The following is a 20,939-nucleotide window of genomic DNA, read 5'->3' on the forward strand; positions in this document are numbered from 1 at the left end:
GATGCCGTCGATCACGCCGATGATGTCCACGATCTTGCGCGACGAGGCGTTGATCGAGCCCATGGTGCCGACCACCTGGCTGACCACGCTGCCGCCCCTGACCGCCACCTCGGAGGCCGAGACGGCCAGCTGGTTGGCCTGGCGCGCGTTGTCGGCGTTCTGCTTGACCGTCGACGTGAGCTCTTCCATCGACGCTGCCGTCTCTTCCAGCGAGCTGGCCTGCTGCTCGGTGCGCGAGGACAGGTCCTGGTTGCCGGTGGCGATCTGCGTGCTGGCCGTCGACACGTTCGCGACCACGCCGTGCACCTGCTGCAGCGAAGCCTGCAGCGCCGTGCGCATGCCGTCGATCGCGCGCAGCAGCAGGCCGGTCTCGTCCTTCGCATAGCTCGTTTCCGCGGCCCCGCTGAGGTCCATCGCGCCGATGGCCTGCGCCGTGGCCTCGGCCTTGCGCAACGGCAGCGTGATGCTGCGCGACAGGCCCCAGGCCAGCAGGCTGCCGAGCACCAGCGACACCGTGCTGCAGACGATCAGCAGCGTGCTGGTCTGGGCGCGCATGCCCTGGGCCCGCTCCGCAGCGGCGTCGAGGGCTGCGCGCTGCACGTCCACCATCTGCTGGACGCCGGCCAGGTAGTTGACCGAGGTGGGCTCGAAGCGTGCCGTGAAGACACGGTTGGCGCCTTCGAGATCGCCCGCGAGCTTCAGCTTGCTGACTTCCTCGCGTGCGGCGAGATATTCCTTGCGCAGTTCGCCGACCTTCTGGAACAGCGCCCGCTCCTCGGGCTTGACCATCTGGCCCTCGATGAATTTCTGCAGCACGTTGGTTTCCTTGATCGACGCTGCGGTGGCCGGCGCGAAGTAGGCGACCAGGCTCGGGTCGCTGCTCTTGGCGATGGCTGCCGCGCGCTGCACGCCCGAGTTGGTGTAGCGCAGCCAGTCGGAGCCGGCGCGCTCGGTCTTGACGCTGTCGTTCATCATGCCCTCGATCTCGACGCCGAGGTCGCGCAGCTTCAGCACCGCGAACACGCTGCTGGCGAGGAACAGGGCCAGGATGGCGCCCAGCACGAGGGCCAGGCGCCTGCCTATCGAAAGATTGCTCAGAAACATGATCGTGATTCCAGGTGGGACGCAGGGGGAACGCTGAGGTATATCGGCAGCAAACCGAAAACCTTGAGGCTGCGAACCGGTCCCGCGCTGCATCTCGCCGAATTCACCGATCGGCGCCTGCGTGCCTTCGCCGTCGAACTCGAACTCGGCGTTCCGCCCTCAAGTTTCCCGTCGGGCTGTCGATATCAAGGCTGGTTCTCCAGGGATCTTCTCACCAGAGATCATTCGGCCCGCTTCGTGCGGGCCATTTTTTTGCCTTCATACGCGCCGCTCGCCGCGGCCGCCTCGATGCGCCTCGACGAGCCTTCCCCTGCTGCCCTGGCGGAAGAAGGCGCCCCAGTCGCTGCGCTCGCGCACCGCGTCGATGTCGATCAGGTCGTCGGACAGCGTGATCAGCCGCAGTGCCTCGTCGTGGGGCAGCGTCCGGTTCTCGTAGAGGAAGCGCAGCTGGCAGTCCCCGGCGCTGATGGCGTCGCCGTTGGCCAGCGCCCGCTCGCGGATCCGCGTCTTGTTGACGAAGGTGCCGTTGCGGCTGGCCAGGTCGGTCAGCACGAAGCGGTCGCCGGTCCAGTGGATCGCGGCGTGATGGCGGCTGACGCCGAGGCTGTCGATGTGAACCCCGCAGGCCGGGTCGCGGCCGATGGTCGTGATCGGCCCCTTGATGTTGACCTGCCGGACGCTGCCGTGGCGGGTCAGGACGATGAGTCTGGACATTTCTATCTCGCTGTGGGTTGGTTGCAGTCACCGCATTTCGGCAACCCTTCGCACTTTCTGAAGCCGACGGAATCCCGAAAATTGAGACATTCGTCGCGCTCGCCGCGATCGCGATGCCGCGAGAAGCGACCCAGCGGTTGTTTCGTCCACTAATCTCAGCGCTTTCGGCGATCTGCTTCGCCGTGACCTGTCGAGCGGCGGAAAGATTCTGGCAATGAGAAAAGCGCGTAACGTCTTCTATGTGGTCGACGACCATCCGATGATGAGGGACGCCATTGCGTTGATGCTGCGGCGGCTGCAACCGGCCGCCGGCATCGTCGAGATCGATCGACTCGACAAGCTGGCCGGCGCGGTCGAGCGCAATGGCGCCGCCGACCTGATCTGCCTCGACCTGAACCTGCCCGACACCAAGGGCTGCGCTGGCGTGCAGGCGGCACGGCGCGAGCACCCCGAGGTGCCGATCGCGGTCTACTCCGCGCTGCCCGCCGCCGACATGGAAGCGCTGTGCCTTTCGGCCGGCGCCGATATCTATATCGAGAAGGCCTCGGATGCCGCCGGCCTGATCAGGGGGCTCAAGAGCGTGCTGAAGACCGGCGAGGACAAGGACGTCGCATCCTCTGCGGAGCCCGAGAGCGGCACCCGACTGACCCCGCGCCAGGTCCAGCTGGTGCAGCTGATCGCCGAGGGACTCGGAAATCGCGAGATGGCCGAGCGGCTGGCGATCAGCGAGGACACGGTCAAGGTCCACATGTGGCGCCTGTACCGCCGCATCGGCGTCAACAGCCGGACCCAGGCGCTGCACTACGCGCGCACCAACGGCCACCTGTCGAACGCGGCCGCGAGCCTGGCATAGGCGTCCTAGGCAGGGGTGGCGATGGTTGCAGCGGCCAGTGCCGGCTCCACCACCCTCTCGAGCTGCTCGCGCAGCCAGCGGTGGATCGGATCGGCCTGGTGGCGCAGGTGCCAGACCATGTACATCGGCATCGACGGACACGCCACGGGCACCGGCGCCATGTCGAGGTCGCGCAGCAGATGGGCGTGCAGCAGGCTGGGCAGCGTGGCGATCGAAACGCCGCCCAGCAGGAATGGACCGATGCCCGCGAAGCTCGGCAGCTGGACCACGAAGCGTCGCTGCACACCGCGTTCGGCCAGCACCTCATCGATGTCGAGCCGGCGCCGCGGCTCGTACAGCACCGTCACATGTTCGGCGGCCAGATACTCGTCCCGGGTGTGTGGCGGCTCTCGCTGGCTGGCATCGTAGAAGACCCGGTACTGGTCCTCGAACAGGCGCTTCTGCAGCACGTCGCTGGCGCACGGCGGGCGCGGCGTGATCACGAGCTGGCAATGTTCGTCGCGCAGCATCTCGGCCGTCGGCGCGCCGGAGGAGATCACGCGCAGCGCGAAGCCCGGCGCCTGTCGTCGAACATGCCGCAGCAGCGCGGGCAGCAGCAGGTCGCGCTGCAGGTCGTTGGCGGCAATCGTCACCGTGGCGACGAGCGTGGCCGGATCGAAGCCGGCGGCATTGCCGAAGCTGCGCAGCTCGTCGAGCATGACGCGTGCGCGGGATGCCAGCGCATGCGCATGCGCGGTGGCCACGATGCCGCGCCCGGACTTCACGAACAGGGGATCGCCGACGATGGCGCGCAGCTTGTCGAGCAGATGGCTGACGGCCGACTGGGTGACGCCCAGGCGCTGCGCCGCACGCGTGACCGAGCCTTCTTCGAGCACCGCCAGCAGCAGTTGCAGCAAGTGGCCGTCGAGGTCCAAATGATCGAATCGGCTCATGGCTGGAATGAGTATCCGTGCGTTGATCGGGCGATGCCCCCGAGTTGATACTGAACCCATCGCGCCGGCAACGACATGTCGCGCGAAAGTTGATTCGGATCAAGGCGCTACGCACAACCACCAAGGAGACTTTCTTGCCAACAGCCAATCCAAGGCAGCCCATACCGGGAACCACCCTCTTCGACGGCGAACAGGCCCGCAAGGGCTATGCGCTCAACAAGATGTGCTACTCGTTCAACCAGGCCGCCAACCGGGCCGCCTTCGTCGCGGACGAGGATGCCTACTGCGCGGCCTACGGGCTGAACCCCGAGCAGCGCGAGGCGATCCGCAAGCGCAACGTGCTGCAGCTGATCGAGGCCGGCGGCAACGCCTACTACCTCGCCAAGTTCGCCGGCATCTTCGGTCTCGACATGCAGGACATCGGGGCCCAGCAGACCGGCATGACGAAGGACGAATTCAAGGCCAGGCTGCTGGCCGCGAGGGGTTGAGCCATGGCAAGAATCGTTGGCGGCATCACCACCTCCCACGTGCCGGCGATCGGCCGGGCGATCGAGAAAGGCCTGCAGAACGATCCGTACTGGAAGCCGTTCTTCGATGGCTTCCCGCCGGTGCGCGACTGGCTCGCGAAGGTCCGGCCCGACGTCGTCGTGCTGGTCTCGAACGACCATGGACTGAACTTCTTCCTCGACAAGATGCCGACCTTCGCGATCGGCGCGGCCCCGGAATATCCCAACGGAGATGAAGGTTGGGGCATTCCCAGCCTGCCGCCGCTGAAGGGCGATCCGGTGCTGTCCTGGCGCTTGATCGAGTCGCTGGTCGCCGAGGACTTCGACCTCACCACGTGCCAGGAGATGATGCTCGACCATGCCGCCATGCTGCCGATGGCGCTGTGCTGGCCCGACATGAAATGGCCGGTGCGCGTGCTGCCGGTGTCCGTCAACACGGTGCAGGCGCCGTTGCCGTCCGCGGCCCGCTGCTTGCGGCTGGGCCAGGCGATCGCGCGCGCGGTGGCGGCGTGGCCTGGCGACGAGCGCGTGGTCGTGATGGGCACGGGCGGGCTGTCGCACCAGCTCGATGGCGAGCGTGCCGGCTTCATCAACAAGGACTTCGACCTGAAGTTCATGGAGAGCATGCGCTCCGACCCGGCCTGGGCCACCCGCTTCTCGACCGTCGAGCTGGTGCAGCTGGCGGGCACCCAGGGCGTGGAGCTGCTCAACTGGATGGTCGCGCGCGGCGCCTTGCCCGAGAAGGTGCGCGAGGTGCATTCCAACTACCACATCCCGATCTCGAACACGGCGGCGGGGCTCATGGTGCTGGAGCCGCTGGGGTAGCTTGGCGCGCGCGGTCGTGCGCGCCGCACCCCCGGCGACGCCGTCACGCCAGCCGGACGACCTCCGGGTCGTGCGCGTCCGCGTGCAGGCGCTCGACCGCCGCGGCGCGCCGCGCGAGCACCGCACGCTGGTTGATGTAGCCCTTGTCGGTGATCTCTCCGGCGTCGATGTCGGGCGGTGCGTCGAGCACCAGCGCCCGCACCGGGCATTGCGAGGAGCCGGCTCCGGCATCGCGCAGCTCGCGCATCACGCGCAACAGGGCGGCGTGCAGGGTGTCGCGCGGCGCGGTCGCGGCCCGCGGGCCGGCGAAGACCAGCAGGCCGATCTCGTGGCGGTCGTGGCCGGTGACCACGATGTCCTGCACCAGCGGCGCGAGCCGCGAAACCAGCTCGACGCGCAGCGTGCCCACCGAGACCCAGGTGCCGCTCGCGAGCTTGAAGTCCTCGGCCACGCGGCCGTGGAACATCACGCCGCGCTCGGGCCGTTCGCGATCCGCGAGGAAGCCGGCATCGCCGATGCGGTAGTAGCCTTCGTCGTCGAAGGCCTCGGAGGTCTCGCGCGGCGCGTTGCGGTAGCCCGGGAACACCGACACGCCCTTGACCCGCATCTCGAGCTTGTCGCCGTTCGGCACGAACTTCAGCTCCAGCCCCGGCAGCGGTGCGCCGATGCAGCCGGCGCCGTCGAGGCGCCAGTGCGCCGAGGTGATGGCCGGCGAGGTTTCGGTCGCGCCCCATGACGTGGTGAGCCACAGCGGCCTGTCGGGGCGTGCGCACCGGGCAACCGCCTCGAGCCGCTGCCAGGTCGAGGGCGCCAGGGCCGCCGCGGCATAGAAGGCCAGCCGCAGCCGCGACGTCACTTCGGCGGCCAGCGCCGCGTCGGCCTCGAGGAAGGGCAGCAGCATGTCGAAGCCGCGCGGCACGTTGAACAACAGCGTGGGCCGCACCTCGCGCAGGTTGCGCAGCGTCTTCTCGATCAGCCCCGGCGCGGGCCGGCCTTCGTCGATGTAGAGCGCGCCGCCGTGGCACAGCACCATGTTGAAGTTGTGGTTGCCGCCGAAGGTGTGGCTCCACGGCAGCCAGTCGACCAGCACCGGCTTCTCGGCCGCCAGGAAGCGCCAGGTCTGGGCCATCATCTGCTGGTTGGCGCACAGCATGCGGTGGGTGTTGATCACCACCTTGGGCCGGCCGGTCGAGCCCGAGGTCAGCAGGTACTTGGCAGGGTCGTCGGGCAGGATCGCGGCGAAGGCCTGCTGCACCGCGGGCGTTTCGTTCGCCCGCATCAGCCGCTCGAAGGGCAGGGCGCCCGGATGCGCCTCGGCATGGCGGCTGAATACCGTCGGCGCGTCGACGCCGCAGCCCTCGAGCGCGGCGCCGTAGACCTTGGCGTCGGAGGCGTAGATCAGTGCCGGGTCGAGGGTGCGCAGCATGCCGTGCAGCCGGGCCGGGTCCTTCGCCATGCGCGAGTAGGCGCTCGACAGCGAGCAGGCGGTGCGGCCGATGTGCATCGTGGCCAGCATCAGCACCGCATGGTCGATCGCGTTGTCCGACAGGATCACCACCGGCCGATGCTTCGGCACGCCGAGATCGAGCAGGCCCTGCGCCACCGCGCCGACCGCATGGCGCAGCGCGCGGTAGTCGAGCCTGCGCCAGCCCGCGCCGGTCTCGTCGCGTTCGGCCAGCGCCAGCGCCTCGGGCGTCTCGCGCGCCCAGCGTTCGAGCCAGTCGCCGATGCAGCGCGCATAGGGCTTGAGCGCCATCGGCGAGCGCAGCGCGAAAGAACCGTCGTCGAAGTCGATGCGCACCGTGCGTGGTGGCGCGATCTGGCTCTCGTCGTCGAAGAAGCCGGGATGGGTCATGCGCTTGTCTCCTCGTTGTACCCGATCAGATGCCAGAAGCACCGCGGAACCGGCTCCGCCGGGCCGCTGGTGTTGCCCCCAGCAGGGGGTGGGCGCCCGACACGCAGTGCGGGCAACCTGGGGGGTTACCTCAATACTGCGGCCTTGGCGCGGATCAGGTCCAGCAGCAGCGTGTCGCGCGCGGCTTCGAGCTCGGCACGGCTGCGCTCGCCGAGTTCGGACGCCACGCCGTCGGCCACCTGCTGCTTGAGTTCCGTCGTCATCGACGGTGCGCCGAGGTCGTGCCACCAGTCCTCGATCGGCCCGCCCAGGTGGTCGAGCAGGTGGGCGATGCCGCCGGCGCCCCCCGACAGGTGCAGGTTCATGAACGGTCCCATCAGCGCCCAGCGCAGGCCCGGGCCGTGCGCGATCGCGGTGTCGATGTCGGCCACCGACGCCACGCCTTGCTCGACCAGGTGGAAGGCCTCGCGCCACAGCGCCGCCTGCAGCCGGTTCGCGATATGGCCCTTGACCTCGCGCTTCACGTGGATCGGCCGCTTGCCGATCGCGGTGTAGAAGGCCATCGCACGCGCGATGGCGTCGGCCGAGCTGCGCTCGCCGCCCACCACTTCGACCAGCGGGATCAGGTGCGGCGGGTTGAAGGGATGGCCCAGCACCACGCGCTCCGGGTGCCGGCATTCGGACTGCACCGCGCTGATCGCCAACCCCGACGAGCTCGACGCCAGCAGCGTGGCCGGCCGCGCCGCGGCGTCCATGCGGCGGAACAGGTCGATCTTGAGGTCGAGGCGCTCGGGCCCGTTCTCCTGCACGAAGTCGGCGCCGGCCACCGCGTCCTCGAGCCGCGCGTGGAAGCGCAGCCGCTCGGGCGAGGCGCCGTCGGCGAGCCCGAAACGCACCATCGTCGGCCAGTGCTGCGCCACCGCCTCGCGCAGCCGCGCCTCGGCGCCCGGCGAGGGATCGGTGGCGTCGACGTCGAGTCCGCGGGCCAGGAAGCAGGCGGCCCAGCTGGCGCCGATGACGCCGGTGGCGACCACCGCCACCCGTTTCACGTCGCTTTCCGCCCCGCTCATGATGCCTTCCAGCGCGCGCAGCGGCTCTCGGCGCGCGTGGTCCATGCGGTCTCGCCGCGAATCGGCTCGACCACCTTGTAGTAGTCCCAGGGCTCCTTCGATTCCTCGGGCGTCTTGACCTGCATCAGCTGCATGTCGTGCACCATCAGGCCGTCGTCGCGCAGCCAGCCGCCCTTGACGAACATGTCGTCGAACTTCGACTTCCGCAACCGCGCCATCACCTTGTCGCCGTCGTCGCTGCCGGCTGCCTTGACGGCCTTCAGGTACTGGAGCGCGGCCGAATAGTCGCCGGCCTGAAAGGAGGAGGGCATGCGCTTGTTCTTGTCGAAGAAGCGGTGTGCCCAGGCGCGCGATTCGGGGCTCTGGTTCCAGTACCAGCTGTCGGTCAGGTACATGCCCTGCGAGGTCTTGAGCCCCAGCGCGTGCACGTCGTTGATCGTGATGATCATGCCGGCCAGCTTCATCTTCTTGTTGATGCCGAATTCGGCTGCCGACTTGATCGCGTTCACCGTGTCGCCGCCGGCGTTGGCGAGCGCCAGCACCTGGGCCTTGGCGTTCTGCGCCTGCAGCATGAAGGACGAGAAGTCGCTGGCGCCGAGCGGGTGCTTGACCGCGCCGGCCACCGTCCCGCCGTTGGCCTCGACGACTTTGCCGGCGTCGTTCTGCAGCGCGGCGCCGAAGGCGTAGTCGGCGGTCACGAAGTACCAGCTCTTGCCGCCGGCCTTGAGCACCGCGCCGGCGGTGCCGCGCGCCATCGCCACCGTGTCGTAGGCGTAGTGCAGCGTGTAGGGCGAGCAGAACTCGTTGGTCAGACTGGAGGCGCCCGCGCCGACCACGAAGTACGGTTTCTTCTTGTCGGCCGCGACGCCGGCCATCGCGATCGCGGCGCCCGAGTTGACGCCGCCGATCAGCATGTCGACCTTGTCGACATCGAACCACTCGCGCGCCTTGGCGGCGGCGATGTCGGGCTTGTTCTGGTGGTCGGCGGTGACCAGCTCGATCTTCCTGCCGTCGAGGCTGCCGCCCATGTCGGCGATCGCCATGCGAATCGCTTCCGCGCCGGCCGGGCCGTCGTAGTCGCGGTAGAGGCCCGACATGTCGCTGATGAAGCCGATGCGGATCACCTCGTCCGATACCTGGGCCGAGGCGCCTGCGGTGAAGGCGGCGCCCAGTGCCAGGGCGAGGGCGGTGCGTGCGGGGGTCATGGGTGTCTTGTCTCCGGGAGGTCTTGTCGTATGCGGTGCGGCTGCCGTGCGGGAACCTCAGCGCGGCGCGAATTCGGGCCGCGGCGCACCCACGCGCGGCAGGCCCATCAGTTCGCGCGCCTCGGCCGGCGTGGCGGGCTCCATGTCCATCTCGCGGATGATCCGCACGATCCGTTCGGTCAGCTGCAGGTTGGTGGCCAGCTCGCCCTGGCGGTAGTAGAGGTTGTCCTCCAGCCCCACGCGCGCATGGCCGCCAAGCAGCAGCGCCGCGATGTTGGCCTCGAGCTGCGACGGGCCGATGCCGCTGACGCCGAAGATCGCGCCCTTGGGCAGCGTGTCGACCATCATCTGCAGGTTGCGCGGCGAGTAGGGCATCGCGTTCTGGAAGTTGCGGTGCACGTTCATGACCAGGTTGATGAAATAGGGCTCGTCGTCCAGGCCCTCCTGGATCAGCGTGGTCGTGTCCTGCAGGATGTGGGTCGGGCTGAACACCTCCCACTCGGGCTTGATGCCGCGCGCCTTCATGCCGGCGGCCAGCGCGCGGCCCTTGGTCAGCGGGGTGTCCATGAGGATCTCGCGGCCCTCGAACGACAGGTTCAGCGTGGTGGCGTCGAGCGTGCACATCTCGGCCCCGGCATCCATGCCCTTGATCCGCTCCTCGAAGGCGATCTCCCAGCGGTCGCCGGGCAGCGGCTTGATCATGTCGCCGTGCACGCCGCCACCGGTCGAGTTGTTGATCACGATGTCGCAGCCGGCCGCCCGGATGCGGCTGTTGATGTCGCGGTAGACGTCCGCGTTGCAGGTGGCGCCGTCGTCGGGCCGGCGGGCGTGCAGCGCGACCACGCTGGCGCCGGCGCGCCAGCAGGCCACCACGTCGGCGGCGATCTCGGCCGGCTGGGTCGGGAGGTGGGGGTTCTGCGACTTGTGGGCCATGCCGCCGGTGGGGGCAATGGTCACGATCACTTTGCGCTTCGACATGGGTGTCTCCTGTGAACAGCGGAGTATTATTTTTGGCTGCCGACACCCGTGCAGTCATCGCAACGACATTTGGGATCAGGGTTTACGAGGCGAAAGCGTTCATGCACCACAAGCCGACACAGAGACAACACGCCGCGCTATCGCTGTCCATCCCGGGCCTGCTCGAGGTCTCGGGCTGGTTCCCGGACCTCGACGCCGAGGCCCAGGCGCGCGTGCTCGACGAAATGCGCGAGGAGCATGTCGCCGCCGGCGCCGCCCTCTGCCGGCGCGGCGAGACGCCGCTGCACTGGTACGGCACGCTGGAAGGCCTGCTCAAGTGGTCGATCACCTCGGACGACGGCCGCTCGGTGACCTTCGGCGGCCTGTCGGTCGGCAGCTGGTTCGGCGAGGGCACCTTGCTGCGCGCCGTGCCGCGCACGGCCGACATCATCGCGCTGCGCGACAGCCGGGTGGCGGTGCTGCCCATCGAGACCTTCGAATGGCTGCACCGCACGCAGATGAGCTTCAACCACTTCCTGCTGGTGCAGATCAACGAGCGCCTGCACTGGTTCATGGGCAATTACGCGGCCCAGCGGCTGCTCGATGCCGACAGCCAGGTGGCGCGGGCGATCGCCGGGCTGTTCCACCCCTGGCTGCATCCGCTGGGGCAGGCGCACCTGGAGACTTCCCAGGAGGAGATCGCGAATCTGTCGGGGCTGTCGCGGCAGCGCTGCAATGCGGCACTGAACCGGCTGCGCGCCGCGGGGCTGCTGCAGATCGACTATGGGGGGATCACGGTGGTGGATCTGGAAGGGCTGCGKCTCTTCGTGGATCAGATCTGAGGGGCAGGGCATCGAACTGGACTTGGTTCGTCTCGCGGCGTAGCATCGTCGGGCCCCTTGCCGCCCGAGCCGCGGCGACAAGGCGATATGCGTGCGGCTTCAATGGAGGTTCGTATGAGCTATCACCTGGAAGGACGTCTCCTGGAGGTGTGCAACTGCAATGTGCTGTGCCCCTGCTGGATCGGCGAGGACCCCGACAACGGAACCTGCGACACCATCATCGCCTGGCGCGTCGACAAGGGAACCATCGACGGCGTCGACGTGGGCGGCAACACCATCGCAGCCGTGGCGCATGTGCCGGGCAACATCCTGGAAGGCAACTGGACCGCGGCCATTTTTGTCGACGACCAGGCTTCGAAGGCGCAGGAGGAGGCCCTGCTCAAGGTCTACACCGGCCAGGCCGGCGGGCCGATCGCCGACCTCGCCAAGCTGATCGGCCAGGTCGTGTCGGTGGAGCGGGCGCCGATCCGCTTCACGGTGAACGAGGGCAAGGGCGAACTGGAGATCGGCAAGGACTACTACGCCGAACTCGAACCCTATCGCGGCGCGACCGGCGGCCAGACCACCCTCTCCGACACCGTGTTCTCGACCGTGCCGGGCGCCCCGGTATTCGTCGGCAAGGCCCCGACCTACCGGTCCAGGAACGCCGCCCTCGGCATCGACGTCGACATCAAGAACCACAACGCCCTGCAGAGCACCTTCGTCTTCGACGCCTGAGCACGTGCTGCCAATGAGCGCCACGCCGGCGCGCCCACCGCCGAGCAGCGCCTCCCGTCACCGTCGGGTGTTCCTGCCGGTCCTGGCCGCGCTGGTCGCGCTCGCGTGGCTCGTGTTGTGGGCCTGGGCGCGCAGCCCGTACGGCCGCTATCTCGCGCACGACGAGTGGACGTCGTCGGGACCGGCGGCGTTTCTGTGCCGTGCCGTGCCGGCCGGCGACGTGGTGGTGCCGCTGGTGCTCTACGCCGCCGCGTGGATCCTCATGACGGCCGCCATGATGCTGCCGACCACGCTGTCCCTGTTCAACGCCTTCGATCGGTTGACGGCCCAGCGCCCGGACCATGGGCGCCTCCTGGTGCTGCTCGGCCTGGGCTACATGGCGGCGTGGGGGGGCTTCGGGCTGCTGGCGCATGGGCTTCACAGCGCAATGCTGTTCCTGCTCGCCAGGGAGCCCGCGCTCGCCTGGCATGGCTGGATGATCGGCGCCGCGACGATCGGGTTGGCTGGCGCCTTCCAGTTCAGCAAGCTCAAGCACCGCTGCCTGGACAAGTGCCGCACGCCCCTGAGTTTCGTCATCCAGCACTGGCGCGGGCAGGCGCAGGCGCGTCATGCTTTCATGCTCGGCGTGCACCACGGCGTGTTCTGCGTCGGCTGCTGCTGGGCGCTGATGCTGCTGATGTTCGCGCTCGGCGCCGGCAGTCTCGGCTGGATGCTGCTGCTCGCTGCCGTGATGGCGGTCGAAAAGAACCTTCGCTGGGGCCGGCGTCTCAGCACGCCGGTCGGCATCGCCCTGCTGGCCTGGGCCATCGTCCTGGTGGCGACCCATGCGTGAGGCGCGCGGCGACCTGCCCGCGCTGCGGACGATCCTCCTCACCGCTGCGGCCATGCTCGCCTTTGCCGCCAACTCGCTGTTGTGCCGGCTCGCATTGCAGCGCAAAGGCATCGATCCGGCCAGCTTCAGCAGCGTCAGGCTGGTTTCCGGAGCGCTCACCCTCGCCGTCATCGTCCGTGTCCGGCCGGGCCGGCCGTCGCAGGGGCGCACCGACTGGCTCGCCGCCGCGATGCTGTTCGCCTATGTCGCGTTCTTCTCCTTCGCCTATCTCAGCCTGTCCGCGGGCACCGGTGCGTTGATTCTGTTCGGCGCCGTTCAGTTGACGATGTTCAGCGTGGGACTGCGCGCCGGCGAGCACTTCGGACCCATCGCGTGGACCGGTCTGGTGCTGGCAGTCGCAGGGCTGGTCTACCTCGTGTCGCCGGGCGTGGCCGCGCCGCCGCTGCTGGGTGCCGCATGGATGGCGATCGCCGGCATCGCCTGGGGCGTGTATTCGCTCCGCGGCCGCGGAGTCGCCGACCCGCTGGCCGCGACGGCGTCCAACTTCGCGCGGGCGGCGCCGATGGCGCTGCTGCTGAGTCTGCTGCTCGCGGCCAGAGCGCAGGCGGATGCCGGCGGGCTCGCCCTGGCCATCGCCTCCGGCGCACTCACTTCCGGCATCGGCTATGTCATCTGGTATGCCGCCCTGCCGGGGCTGTCCGCCATGCGCGCCGCCACGGTGCAGTTGTCGGTGCCGCCCATCGCCGCGTTCGGTGGGGTCCTGCTCCTGGCGGAGTCGATCACGCCGCGCCTGGCCCTCGCCTCCGGGGCGATCCTCGGCGGCATCGCGCTGGTGCTGACCAGCCGGTCGCGCAAGCCGCGGCCGTAGCCGGCCCTCAAGAAAATCCGGTCGCTGCCGATAAGAAGGCGTGGCGGCCTTGAGCCGCCGCGCCGAACCATGACCACGACCGAAGTTTCGACGCCCGAGGAGTTGCTGGCCCAGCTGGACGCGCAGAGCCGGATGCCGCTCGTCCGCATCGGGCAAGCGCTGACGTCGCTCGGCATGATCACGGACGAGCAGTTGCGTGCCGGGCTTGCCGAACAACAGCGTGACCGCAGCGTGCCGCTGGGCGAGACACTGGTGCGCATGGGCGTCATGACCCGCGCAGACCTGAAATCCGCGATCGCCCACAAGATGGGCTATCCGCTTGTCAACCTCGACAACTTTCCGGCCTCCGCCGAAGCGCTGCAAAGGGTCAGCCACAGTGCGGCGCAGCGCCTGCAGGTCATGCCGTTGATGGTTTCGAGCGGGCGCCTGATCGCGGCGCTCGATGACCCGTCGAGCCACCGTGCGGCGCTCGACGAGCTGGAGTTCATCGCCCAGGCGAAGGTGGTTCCCGTTCTTGCGCACTGTCGCAACCTCGATCAGGTGCTGCGACAGGCCTACGAGAAGATCGGCGCGATGGACGCCAAGGCCGCCCTCGACGACCCGTCCAGACCCTTGGAGTTCGACCTCGGCTCCAGCGATCTGCTCCAGACGCTCGAGAAGGAGGATTGCGCCCTGGCAAGCGAGGAAGTGCCGATCGAGCAATCCGACAACTCGCTGGTACGCATGGTGAACCGGATGATCGTCGAGGCGCATGCCGAGGGCGTCTCGGACGTCCATATCGAAAGCTATCCGGGCCGCGAAAAGATCCGGATCCGCTTCCGGCGCGACGGCCGTCTCTCCACCTATCTGGAGCTTCCGCCGAGCTATCGCAACGCGATCATCGCGCGGATCAAGATCATGTGCGATCTCGACATCAGCGAGAAGCGCAAGCCGCAGGACGGCAAGATCAACTTTTCGAGATTCTCCGCACAGCATCCGATCGAGCTGCGGGTGGCGACCATTCCGACCAACAACGGCCTGGAAGACGTGGTGATGCGCATTCTCGCTTCGGCCAAGGCGATCGCGCTGGAGGATCTGGGCCTGTCCTCGCGCAACCTTCACAAGCTGCGAGAAGCCGTGGAGCGTCCCTATGGCCTCGTGCTGTGCGTCGGGCCGACCGGGTCCGGCAAGACGACGACACTGCACTCGGCGCTGATGCACATCAACACGCCGGATCGAAAGATCTGGACCGCCGAGGACCCGGTGGAAATCACGCAGCCGGGCCTGCGCCAGGTGCAAGTGAATCCGCGCATCGACTGGACATTCGCGAAGGCCCTGCGCGCATTCCTGCGCGCGGATCCGGACGTGGTGATGGTCGGCGAGATCCGGGATGAGGAAACCGCGAAGATGGCGGTCGAGGCCTCGCTGACGGGCCACCTGGTGCTCTCGACGCTGCACACCAACAGCGCGGCGGAAACCGTGACCCGCTTGCTCGACATGGGAATGGACGTCTTCAATTTCGCGGACTCCCTCCTTGCGGTTCAGGCGCAGAGGCTGGTGCGCAAACTCTGCAGCCGGTGCGTCACCCGCAGACCGGCGACGGATGCCGAGGTGGACGAGCTGCTGTCGGACTACTTCCACGCCTTCGCGAGCGAGGTGGAGCCGCCGCAGCGCGGCGTTGTGCATTCGCATTGGCTGCGCCAGTACGGTCGCGAGGGCCGCCTCATGACGTCGGCCTGCCCGGGTTGCGAGGCTTGCGGCCATGCCGGCTTCAAGGGCCGAATCGGAATCCATGAACTGATGGCGATGTCCAAGGACCTTCGCCGGCTGGTGCAGAGCCGCGCACCGGCCGAGGCGATCCTGGGGGCGGCACAAGTCGCCGGCATGCGTACCTTGCGGCAAGACGGAATCGAGAAAGTCCTGCAGGGCCTGACGACCCTCGGCGAGGTGCGGGCAACGAGCAATGCCTGATCTCGCCGGGCTGTTCGGCCTCCAGGGTCCGCGATGCGCAGAACTCGGCTGGCGATTCCAGCCGAACGAGGATCTGACCGCGACCGTGGGCGCAAGGCACGACCCCTCGTAGCGAATGCGCGTTGTCGTCGGCCGAGAACGCCCCTTACTCCTTGGCCTCCACGTAATAGGTCCGGATCGGCTCCACCTTGCCCTTGACCAGTGCCGGTGGCATGGGCCGCAGGCGAAACTGATCATCGATCGCGCGGCGAATATCCTCTGTGATCAGCAGATCGACTTCGTACTTGCTGGTCAGCCCTTCGACCCGGGAGGCGACGTTGATCGGGTCGCCCGTGACGCTGAACTTCGAGAGGCCGGTGGTGCCGATCACGCCCGCCACCACCTCCCCACCGTGAATGCCGATGCCGAAGCGCAGTTCGGGCAGTCCCTTCTCACGCAAAGTGGCGTTGTAGCGCGCCAGCTCCGCGCGCATTTCCAGCGCGGCCAGCACCGAATCTCGCGCCTGCCAGGGGTTGGGTTCCATGGCGCCGAACAGGGCCAGCAAGCCGTCGCCCACAAACTCGGTGACATGGCCGTGATGATGGGCAATGGCAACCGTCATGTGGCGGAAGTAGTCGTTCAGGATGCTCACCGTGACGGCGGGGTCGAGCCGATCGCACAGGGCCGTGAAGCCGCGCAGGTCGGCAAACAACATCGTCACCTGGCGTCGCTCGGGTGCGAAGGCGTCATTGGTACGAGTGAGCCGCTCCACCACGTCAGCCGGCACGAAACGCTCGAACTGACCTTGCAGTCGCTCCAGCTTTTCATCGGCGGCCAACAGCAGCTTCTCGAGTTGGTCGTTCTGGCGGCGGCCTTGCAGGACGAGCACTGCCAGGCCCGAGAGGACGATGGCCCCGACCGCGGCAAGGACCCAGGCCAGCGCCGTCATTCCAGCAACATGGCCAACCGGACGGTCCCATTCGCCAGCGATGCCACGCCGATGGCTTCCAGCAACGCGTCGGCGTCCAGTTCGGCACCGAGGGCGCGTGTCTTTTGCTGGATCGACGAAGGTTCGTAGTACACCGTATCGCGCGCCCAGGCCAGCAGGCCGGCTTCGCGTTGCGCCAAGCGGGGGCAGCGAAGCGTCGCCATTGCGCTTTCGATTTCCGTCTGACTCAGGCCCTCGGCGAGAAGCAATTGCGTCGCCGCGGCTTCGCAATGCGGGCAGCCGAGCGTGCGCGCCACCACGGCGAACATCAGCGCCTTGGCGCTGCGGCTCAGCACCCCCGTTTCGAACGCGCCGTCGAGCGCCGCCTTCATGACTCGGCCGGCGGGCAGACCGGCAAGCGGCGCTACCACCACGCCAAAGGGGCCGGCAGCCAACGCAGCCCGATCCAGCGCCGCTTCCACCGGCCTGCTCGGCGCGAGCTTCTTCATCAACGGGATCGCGAGCGCGAGCAGCCAACGCAACGGTCCGCTGGCCATGCGTTCGAACTTCTGTTCCGGCGGACACGCGAGCAGGGTGCTGACGCGGTTGTAGAAGCACCCGAGCGAGATCGCGAAGGCGATCTCGCCTATTTGCTCCGGGGTGTAGCCGAGTGTGAGCAGGGCGGCACGCTCGGCCGCGGCCGGGCGTGGCCTCGATCGAGCCAGACTGCGGCAGAAGGCGATGTAGGCGCGCTCCTTGTCGTCCAGCTCGGCCGTCTGCACGTCGCGTTCGACTTGCTGGATGAAAGACTCGGAATAGCCCAGCACCTTCATGTAGGCGCGGTTCGCGCCATAGCAGTAACGGCACGAATTCTCCTGTGCCGTCACCATGTTGCCTATGCGGTACAGCCGCTCCGGCAGGGCGACCGGCACATAGCTCGTCGTTTCGTAGGCTGCCTCGCGCAACCAGCGGCTGGGCGCGACTCGGCGGTCGACTTCAAGGACCTGGGCGCCGCGGCGCTTGAGTTCGGCTTCCCACTGCACATCGTGCGCTGCCGGCAGGACCGGGTCTCCCCACTGGATTTCGCTCAGCAATACAGCCATCAGGCACTCCACGGATATCGGACGCAGTTGTCGCCGTATTCTGCGCCCGGCTGAACACCGGGCGCCAGCCGAGCTTCATTGCATCCAGGCAGGCAGGGCCGTCCCGTTGCTGCTGCGGCGCAAGGCCGACGTGTCCACGCACACCGAGTTGCGATGCGTGGCTGATCAGCGCGGTGCGGCGCCGCCCAGGACCGTACGGTTTCGTTTCGAAAATGAGATGCGAATCACCAGAACACGCGCCATCGCGGCGGCCACTCCCACTCGATCGCGGTTCATTCGAGAAACAAGTCGGCGATCATCGAGCGCAGCCACCGATTCGCCGGATCGTGGTGGAAGCGTTCGTGCCAATGCTGCTTGATGGCGAAGGTGGGAAGTTCAAAAGGCGGCACCAGGGTCTTGACAGTGGCGATCCGACCCAGCATCTGGGCGACCCGCTCCGGTACCGTTGCGACAAGGTCAGACTGTGCGAGCAGGTTGCCCAGTCCCGGCAAAGTTGGCAGGGACAGTGCGACCCGCCGCTCAACCCCCATGCGCTTCAGCTGCTGCTCCAGCAGGTCGTGACCCGTCCCAGGCGCTGTGATCGCAACGTGCCGCTCGCGCTTGAACAGCGTCATCGTCATGCGTCGTTCAACACGCGGATGGTCCTTTCGCACGACGCATGCAAAGCCTTGCTCAAAAAGCTGCTGCTGGTAGAAGCCCGCCTCAAGTTCCGGCATGAAGCCGACGGCCAGGTCGGACTCGCCGCTCTCCAGCAGCCGCCGTGTGTCGGGCCCGATGCGAAGCACCTCGATGTGGATCGAAGGCGCCACCTCGGCGACGCGGTGGATCAGACGCGGCAGAAATTCAAGGTGACTGACGTCCGTCATGCTGATCCTGAAATGCCGACGGGAACTCCCGGGGTCGAACACGACCTGCTGTCGGGTTGCCATCCGCAAGAGTTCCAGGGCTTGCCGCAGCGGGCCCAGTAGGTCGGTGGCGTGCGGCGTAGGAACCATCCCTGCGGCAGTGCGCACGAAGAGCGGATCGTTGAACTGGCGGCGCAGCCGGGCGAGCGCGAGGCTCACCGACGTCTGCGGAATATCAAGGTTTTCAGCGGCGCGCGTGACGCTACGGGTCTTGTAGACCTCATCAAACACCGCAAGAAGCCGCATGTCCATTATTTAAATTCCTGCTGAGAAGTATGGACGGTATCGCATCGACGTAATCATGGCCAGAACCTAGAGTCGCCGCAAATGGACATCGTTCTGAGCCATCAAAACCGGAGACACACCATGCATCGTCGTCAGTCATTCAACTGGCTGCTTTCCCTCTCTCTAGGCCTGGCCGCGGCCTCGCTGCACGCGCAGCAATACCCCAAGGGGCCTGTTCACCTCATCGTGCCCTTCGCGGCCGGTTCGACGCCCGACCTCGTTGCCCGCCTTGTCGGCGAGCGGCTCGGGGCGCGCCTGGGTCAACCGATCGTGGTGGACAACAAGCCGGGAGCTTCCGGCAACATCGGCACCAACGCGGTGGCCAAGGCGGAACCCGATGGACAGACCCTTGGAGTGGGCATTGCCGGCACCTTGGCGGTGAATGCGCTGCTCTACAAGAAGATGCCCTACGACGCCGCCCACGACCTCGAGCCCATTACCGTCGCCGCGTCTCAGCCCGCTGTCCTGGTGACGTCTTCCAAGTTCGCAGCGGACAGCGCCAACGATCTGCTCGCCCGGTTGAAGAAGAACCCGGGCAAGTACAGCTTCGCGTCCATCGGAGCGGGATCGGCCTCACACCTGGCGATGCAAGCGCTCTCCGCGCGCACGGCCGCCAACCTTGTGCACGTGCCCTATCCCGGCTCAGGCGCCGCGGTCACGGCAATCATTTCGGGCGAGGTCGACATGGGTGTGCTGCCGGCTGCTGCCGTCATGCCTTTTGTGAAGTCTGGACGGATCACGGCCCTGGCGGTCGCCTCATCAAAGCGCTCGGCGCTTCTTCCGCAATTGCCGACGCTCGCGGAAGCGGGCGCGCCGGAAATCCAGGCGGATGCTTGGATCGGAATCGTGGCTCCGGCCAAAACGCCGCCTGAGATCGTCAATCGCCTGCGCAGCGCGCTCGTGCAGATTCTGGGCGAGCCAGCAGTGCAAGAGAAGCTCCGTGCCCAGTCCATGGATCCGGTGGCAAACACGCCGGCAGAATTTCGCAGCATGCTGACGGAGGAAGTGGCGCGCTGGCGGCCGGTGATCGAGAAGAACGGCATCACGCTTGACTAACCTGGAAGCAGACGAACATGAACACACAAGCCAACTCCGTTGCCGAACCGGCGCGCGACGTTCCCCTATTCGGCGAGTACGACGTCGTCGTATTGGGCGGGGGCCCCGCAGGAATGGCCGCCGCTTCCACCGCGGCGCGCAACGGTGCCAAGGTGCTGCTGACCGAGCGATACGGCTTCATGGGCGGCATGGGCACCGCGGCGGGCGTGACAAACTTTTGCGGACTCCACGCGAACGTGTTCGGCGCGATGAAGCAGGTGGTCCACGGCTTCGCGGATGACGTGCTCCGGCGAATGCGCGACCTGGACGGTCTCAGCGAGCCCCACCTGATATTCGGCAAGATCCTGGCGCAAGCGTATGACATGTCCGCCTTCAAATGTGCGGCCGATGGGGCGCTTGCGGCTGCTGGCGTACAGATCCTGTTCCACGCTCTGGCCGCAGCTGTGATCAGGACGCCGGACGGCCGAATCGACTCCGTGGTGCTGGAGACCAAGTCCGGGCGCCTTGCCGTGCGCGCGCAGTGCTTCATCGATTGCTCGGGTGATGCGGACATCGCGCATTGGGCGGGCGTGCCCACCGAAAAGGGCGACGAGGATGGCCACATGCTGTATCCCACGCTCCTGTTCCGGGTCGGGAACGTGGACGCGGAACGCGCAGGAGACGCATGGACACGTATCCCGGCGTTGATGGACAAGGCCGAAGCGGAAGGCGAGTTCAAGTTTCCCCGCCGCGGCGCCATCGTCCGTCCGCAGAAGCACCCCTACGAATGGCGCGCCAATGTCACTCAGTTGAAGATGCCGGACGGCAAGGCGATCGATGGCACCGACGCAAGCGCGCTCAGCGAAGGAGAGATCGAGGGTCGCCGGCAGATCGTCGAGTATCTGAAGTTCCTCCGTGCAAAGGTCCCGGGTTTCGAGAACGCCTATGCCCTGGACATTGCACCCCAGCTCGGCATCCGGGAAACCCGTCGACTGGTCGGCGAATACATGCTCACAGCTGACGACGTGCTCGGGTGCGTGGACTTCGAAGACACCATTGGGGTCAACGGCTGGCCGCTGGAAATGCATGTCGCCGGCGACGTGAAGTGGATGTGGCCCCCTATCCCTGAGTCGCGCGGCTACAACCAGCTGCCCTATCGGATGCTGCTGCCTCGCCGGTCGACTGCGGGTGGTGTCGACAACTTGCTGGTAGCGGGTCGTTGCGCGTCGATGACCCACGACGGGCAGTCCGCCGCTCGGGTGACCGGTGCTTGTTTCGCGATGGGCCAGGCTGCCGGCACGGCGGCCGCGCTGGCAGTGTCAGGTGGCGTGTCCGTCCATGACATCGACATCAAGCTGCTGCAACGGAAGATCGAGGATCAAGGTGCCTTCCTGGGACGCGGATCGTCGGAGGACGTCGCACCCATGAACGTCGTGAACTGAGCCGTGGCGCGCGAAGGACGCGCATCGTGGCG

At 67.3% G+C, this 20,939-nt stretch carries 20 protein-coding genes; 10 read left to right on the top strand and 10 right to left on the bottom strand.

From position 1 onward, the window contains the following. Window positions 1–1,104, bottom strand: a 1,104-nt coding sequence (locus tag AC1D2E_RS07475) for a methyl-accepting chemotaxis protein (protein ID WP_478196804.1), incomplete at its 3' end; no start/stop codon positions are given. 258 nt (window positions 1,105–1,362) lie between these two features. Continuing rightward, on the bottom strand, window positions 1,363–1,818 hold the full coding sequence (locus AC1D2E_RS07480; RefSeq protein WP_478196805.1) for an FHA domain-containing protein: 456 nt from the start codon (window positions 1,816–1,818) through the stop codon (window positions 1,363–1,365). 214 nt (window positions 1,819–2,032) lie between these two features. Here AC1D2E_RS07480 and AC1D2E_RS07485 point away from each other — a divergent pair, with 214 nt between their 5' ends. Further along, window positions 2,033–2,671: a LuxR C-terminal-related transcriptional regulator gene (locus AC1D2E_RS07485; RefSeq protein ID WP_478196806.1), complete on the top strand. Its 639-nt coding sequence runs from the start codon at window positions 2,033–2,035 to the stop codon at window positions 2,669–2,671. A gap of 5 nt (window positions 2,672–2,676) precedes the next feature. Here the strand turns inward: AC1D2E_RS07485 and AC1D2E_RS07490 are convergent, their stop codons facing one another. Next, window positions 2,677–3,603, bottom strand: a complete 927-nt coding sequence (locus AC1D2E_RS07490) for a LysR family transcriptional regulator (RefSeq protein ID WP_478196807.1) — start codon at window positions 3,601–3,603, stop codon at window positions 2,677–2,679. 134 nt (window positions 3,604–3,737) lie between these two features. On the opposite strand from AC1D2E_RS07490, the gene AC1D2E_RS07495 reads away from it, so the two are divergent. Next, entirely contained in the window at window positions 3,738–4,091 is a 354-nt protein-coding gene (locus AC1D2E_RS07495; protein WP_478196808.1) for a protocatechuate 4,5-dioxygenase subunit alpha, read from the top strand. Between the two features lie 3 nt (window positions 4,092–4,094). Next, window positions 4,095–4,934, top strand: a complete 840-nt coding sequence (locus AC1D2E_RS07500) for a class III extradiol dioxygenase family protein (protein ID WP_478196809.1) — start codon at window positions 4,095–4,097, stop codon at window positions 4,932–4,934. Between the two features lie 43 nt (window positions 4,935–4,977). Here the strand turns inward: AC1D2E_RS07500 and AC1D2E_RS07505 are convergent, their stop codons facing one another. The 4 genes from AC1D2E_RS07505 to AC1D2E_RS07520 all read right to left on the bottom strand — a co-directional run bounded on the left by AC1D2E_RS07505 (window position 4,978) and on the right by AC1D2E_RS07520 (window position 10,042). After that, window positions 4,978–6,789 carry a feruloyl-CoA synthase gene (locus AC1D2E_RS07505; RefSeq protein ID WP_478196810.1) on the bottom strand — a complete coding sequence of 604 codons (1,812 nt, stop codon included), beginning with the start codon at window positions 6,787–6,789 and terminating at the stop codon, window positions 4,978–4,980. 125 nt (window positions 6,790–6,914) lie between these two features. Next, window positions 6,915–7,904 (bottom strand): 3-hydroxyacyl-CoA dehydrogenase NAD-binding domain-containing protein, encoded by a 990-nt coding sequence (locus AC1D2E_RS07510; RefSeq protein WP_478196811.1) that lies wholly within the window; start codon window positions 7,902–7,904, stop codon window positions 6,915–6,917. Next, window positions 7,856–9,064, bottom strand: a complete 1,209-nt coding sequence (locus tag AC1D2E_RS07515) for an ABC transporter substrate-binding protein (RefSeq protein ID WP_478196812.1) — start codon at window positions 9,062–9,064, stop codon at window positions 7,856–7,858. Before AC1D2E_RS07515 ends, AC1D2E_RS07510 begins: the two co-directional genes overlap by 49 nt. Window positions 9,065–9,121: 57 nt before the next feature. Beyond that, a complete protein-coding gene (locus tag AC1D2E_RS07520) occupies window positions 9,122–10,042 on the bottom strand; it encodes a beta-keto acid cleavage family enzyme (protein WP_478196813.1) in 921 nt (306 codons plus the stop codon). 101 nt (window positions 10,043–10,143) lie between these two features. On the opposite strand from AC1D2E_RS07520, the gene AC1D2E_RS07525 reads away from it, so the two are divergent. The 5 genes from AC1D2E_RS07525 to AC1D2E_RS07545 all read left to right on the top strand — a co-directional run bounded on the left by AC1D2E_RS07525 (window position 10,144) and on the right by AC1D2E_RS07545 (window position 15,230). Next, the gene (locus AC1D2E_RS07525; RefSeq protein ID WP_478196814.1) at window positions 10,144–10,863 is read left to right on the top strand and encodes a Crp/Fnr family transcriptional regulator; all 720 of its coding nucleotides are present in this window, start codon (window positions 10,144–10,146) and stop codon (window positions 10,861–10,863) included. Window positions 10,864–10,977: 114 nt separating this feature from the next. After that, the gene (locus AC1D2E_RS07530; protein ID WP_478196815.1) at window positions 10,978–11,580 is read left to right on the top strand and encodes a DUF1326 domain-containing protein; all 603 of its coding nucleotides are present in this window, start codon (window positions 10,978–10,980) and stop codon (window positions 11,578–11,580) included. 13 nt (window positions 11,581–11,593) lie between these two features. After that, the gene (locus AC1D2E_RS07535; protein WP_478196816.1) at window positions 11,594–12,412 is read left to right on the top strand and encodes a DUF2182 domain-containing protein; all 819 of its coding nucleotides are present in this window, start codon (window positions 11,594–11,596) and stop codon (window positions 12,410–12,412) included. After that, window positions 12,405–13,280 carry a DMT family transporter gene (locus AC1D2E_RS07540; RefSeq protein ID WP_478196817.1) on the top strand — a complete coding sequence of 292 codons (876 nt, stop codon included), beginning with the start codon at window positions 12,405–12,407 and terminating at the stop codon, window positions 13,278–13,280. The genes AC1D2E_RS07535 and AC1D2E_RS07540 overlap by 8 nt, the downstream gene beginning before the upstream one ends. A 69-nt stretch (window positions 13,281–13,349) precedes the next feature. Then, window positions 13,350–15,230 (top strand): GspE/PulE family protein, encoded by a 1,881-nt coding sequence (locus AC1D2E_RS07545; RefSeq protein WP_478196818.1) that lies wholly within the window; start codon window positions 13,350–13,352, stop codon window positions 15,228–15,230. Between the two features lie 145 nt (window positions 15,231–15,375). On the opposite strand, the gene AC1D2E_RS07550 is transcribed toward AC1D2E_RS07545, so the two are convergent. From AC1D2E_RS07550 to AC1D2E_RS07560, 3 genes are all read right to left on the bottom strand, one after another. After that, window positions 15,376–16,158 (bottom strand): adenylate/guanylate cyclase domain-containing protein, encoded by a 783-nt coding sequence (locus tag AC1D2E_RS07550; protein WP_478196819.1) that lies wholly within the window; start codon window positions 16,156–16,158, stop codon window positions 15,376–15,378. Continuing rightward, window positions 16,155–17,240 (bottom strand): carboxymuconolactone decarboxylase family protein, encoded by a 1,086-nt coding sequence (locus AC1D2E_RS07555; protein WP_478196820.1) that lies wholly within the window; start codon window positions 17,238–17,240, stop codon window positions 16,155–16,157. Before AC1D2E_RS07555 ends, AC1D2E_RS07550 begins: the two co-directional genes overlap by 4 nt. Before the next feature lie 272 nt (window positions 17,241–17,512). Further along, window positions 17,513–18,397, bottom strand: a complete 885-nt coding sequence (locus AC1D2E_RS07560; RefSeq protein ID WP_478196821.1) for a LysR family transcriptional regulator — start codon at window positions 18,395–18,397, stop codon at window positions 17,513–17,515. A 75-nt stretch (window positions 18,398–18,472) separates the two neighbouring features. Here AC1D2E_RS07560 and AC1D2E_RS07565 point away from each other — a divergent pair, with 75 nt between their 5' ends. Together AC1D2E_RS07565 and AC1D2E_RS07570 are read left to right on the top strand one after the other, a co-directional pair. Then, the gene (locus tag AC1D2E_RS07565; protein WP_478196822.1) at window positions 18,473–19,486 is read left to right on the top strand and encodes a Bug family tripartite tricarboxylate transporter substrate binding protein; all 1,014 of its coding nucleotides are present in this window, start codon (window positions 18,473–18,475) and stop codon (window positions 19,484–19,486) included. 17 nt (window positions 19,487–19,503) lie between these two features. Beyond that, window positions 19,504–20,907 (top strand): FAD-dependent oxidoreductase, encoded by a 1,404-nt coding sequence (locus tag AC1D2E_RS07570; protein ID WP_478196823.1) that lies wholly within the window; start codon window positions 19,504–19,506, stop codon window positions 20,905–20,907. Window positions 20,908–20,939 lie beyond the last annotated feature (32 nt).

The sequence above is a fragment of the Variovorax sp. P1_H2 genome, assembly GCF_056405295.1.

Excerpts from the sequence above, each read along its gene's own strand:
- AC1D2E_RS07515 (WP_478196812.1), bottom strand. The coding sequence starts at position 9,064 with ATGACCCCCGCACGCACCGCCCTCGCCCTGGCACTGGGCGCCGCCTTC.
- AC1D2E_RS07490 (WP_478196807.1), bottom strand. The coding sequence starts at position 3,603 with ATGAGCCGATTCGATCATTTGGACCTCGACGGCCACTTGCTGCAACTG.
- AC1D2E_RS07530 (WP_478196815.1), top strand. The coding sequence starts at position 10,978 with ATGAGCTATCACCTGGAAGGACGTCTCCTGGAGGTGTGCAACTGCAAT.
- AC1D2E_RS07520 (WP_478196813.1), bottom strand. The coding sequence starts at position 10,042 with ATGTCGAAGCGCAAAGTGATCGTGACCATTGCCCCCACCGGCGGCATG.
- AC1D2E_RS07540 (WP_478196817.1), top strand. The coding sequence starts at position 12,405 with ATGCGTGAGGCGCGCGGCGACCTGCCCGCGCTGCGGACGATCCTCCTC.
- AC1D2E_RS07570 (WP_478196823.1), top strand. The coding sequence starts at position 19,504 with ATGAACACACAAGCCAACTCCGTTGCCGAACCGGCGCGCGACGTTCCC.
- AC1D2E_RS07535 (WP_478196816.1), top strand. The coding sequence starts at position 11,594 with ATGAGCGCCACGCCGGCGCGCCCACCGCCGAGCAGCGCCTCCCGTCAC.
- AC1D2E_RS07555 (WP_478196820.1), bottom strand. The coding sequence starts at position 17,240 with ATGGCTGTATTGCTGAGCGAAATCCAGTGGGGAGACCCGGTCCTGCCG.
- AC1D2E_RS07545 (WP_478196818.1), top strand. The coding sequence starts at position 13,350 with ATGACCACGACCGAAGTTTCGACGCCCGAGGAGTTGCTGGCCCAGCTG.
- AC1D2E_RS07510 (WP_478196811.1), bottom strand. The coding sequence starts at position 7,904 with ATGGACCACGCGCGCCGAGAGCCGCTGCGCGCGCTGGAAGGCATCATG.
- AC1D2E_RS07565 (WP_478196822.1), top strand. The coding sequence starts at position 18,473 with ATGGACATCGTTCTGAGCCATCAAAACCGGAGACACACCATGCATCGT.
- AC1D2E_RS07550 (WP_478196819.1), bottom strand. The coding sequence starts at position 16,158 with ATGACGGCGCTGGCCTGGGTCCTTGCCGCGGTCGGGGCCATCGTCCTC.
- AC1D2E_RS07480 (WP_478196805.1), bottom strand. The coding sequence starts at position 1,818 with ATGTCCAGACTCATCGTCCTGACCCGCCACGGCAGCGTCCGGCAGGTC.
- AC1D2E_RS07485 (WP_478196806.1), top strand. The coding sequence starts at position 2,033 with ATGAGAAAAGCGCGTAACGTCTTCTATGTGGTCGACGACCATCCGATG.
- AC1D2E_RS07560 (WP_478196821.1), bottom strand. The coding sequence starts at position 18,397 with ATGGACATGCGGCTTCTTGCGGTGTTTGATGAGGTCTACAAGACCCGT.
- AC1D2E_RS07505 (WP_478196810.1), bottom strand. The coding sequence starts at position 6,789 with ATGACCCATCCCGGCTTCTTCGACGACGAGAGCCAGATCGCGCCACCA.
- AC1D2E_RS07500 (WP_478196809.1), top strand. The coding sequence starts at position 4,095 with ATGGCAAGAATCGTTGGCGGCATCACCACCTCCCACGTGCCGGCGATC.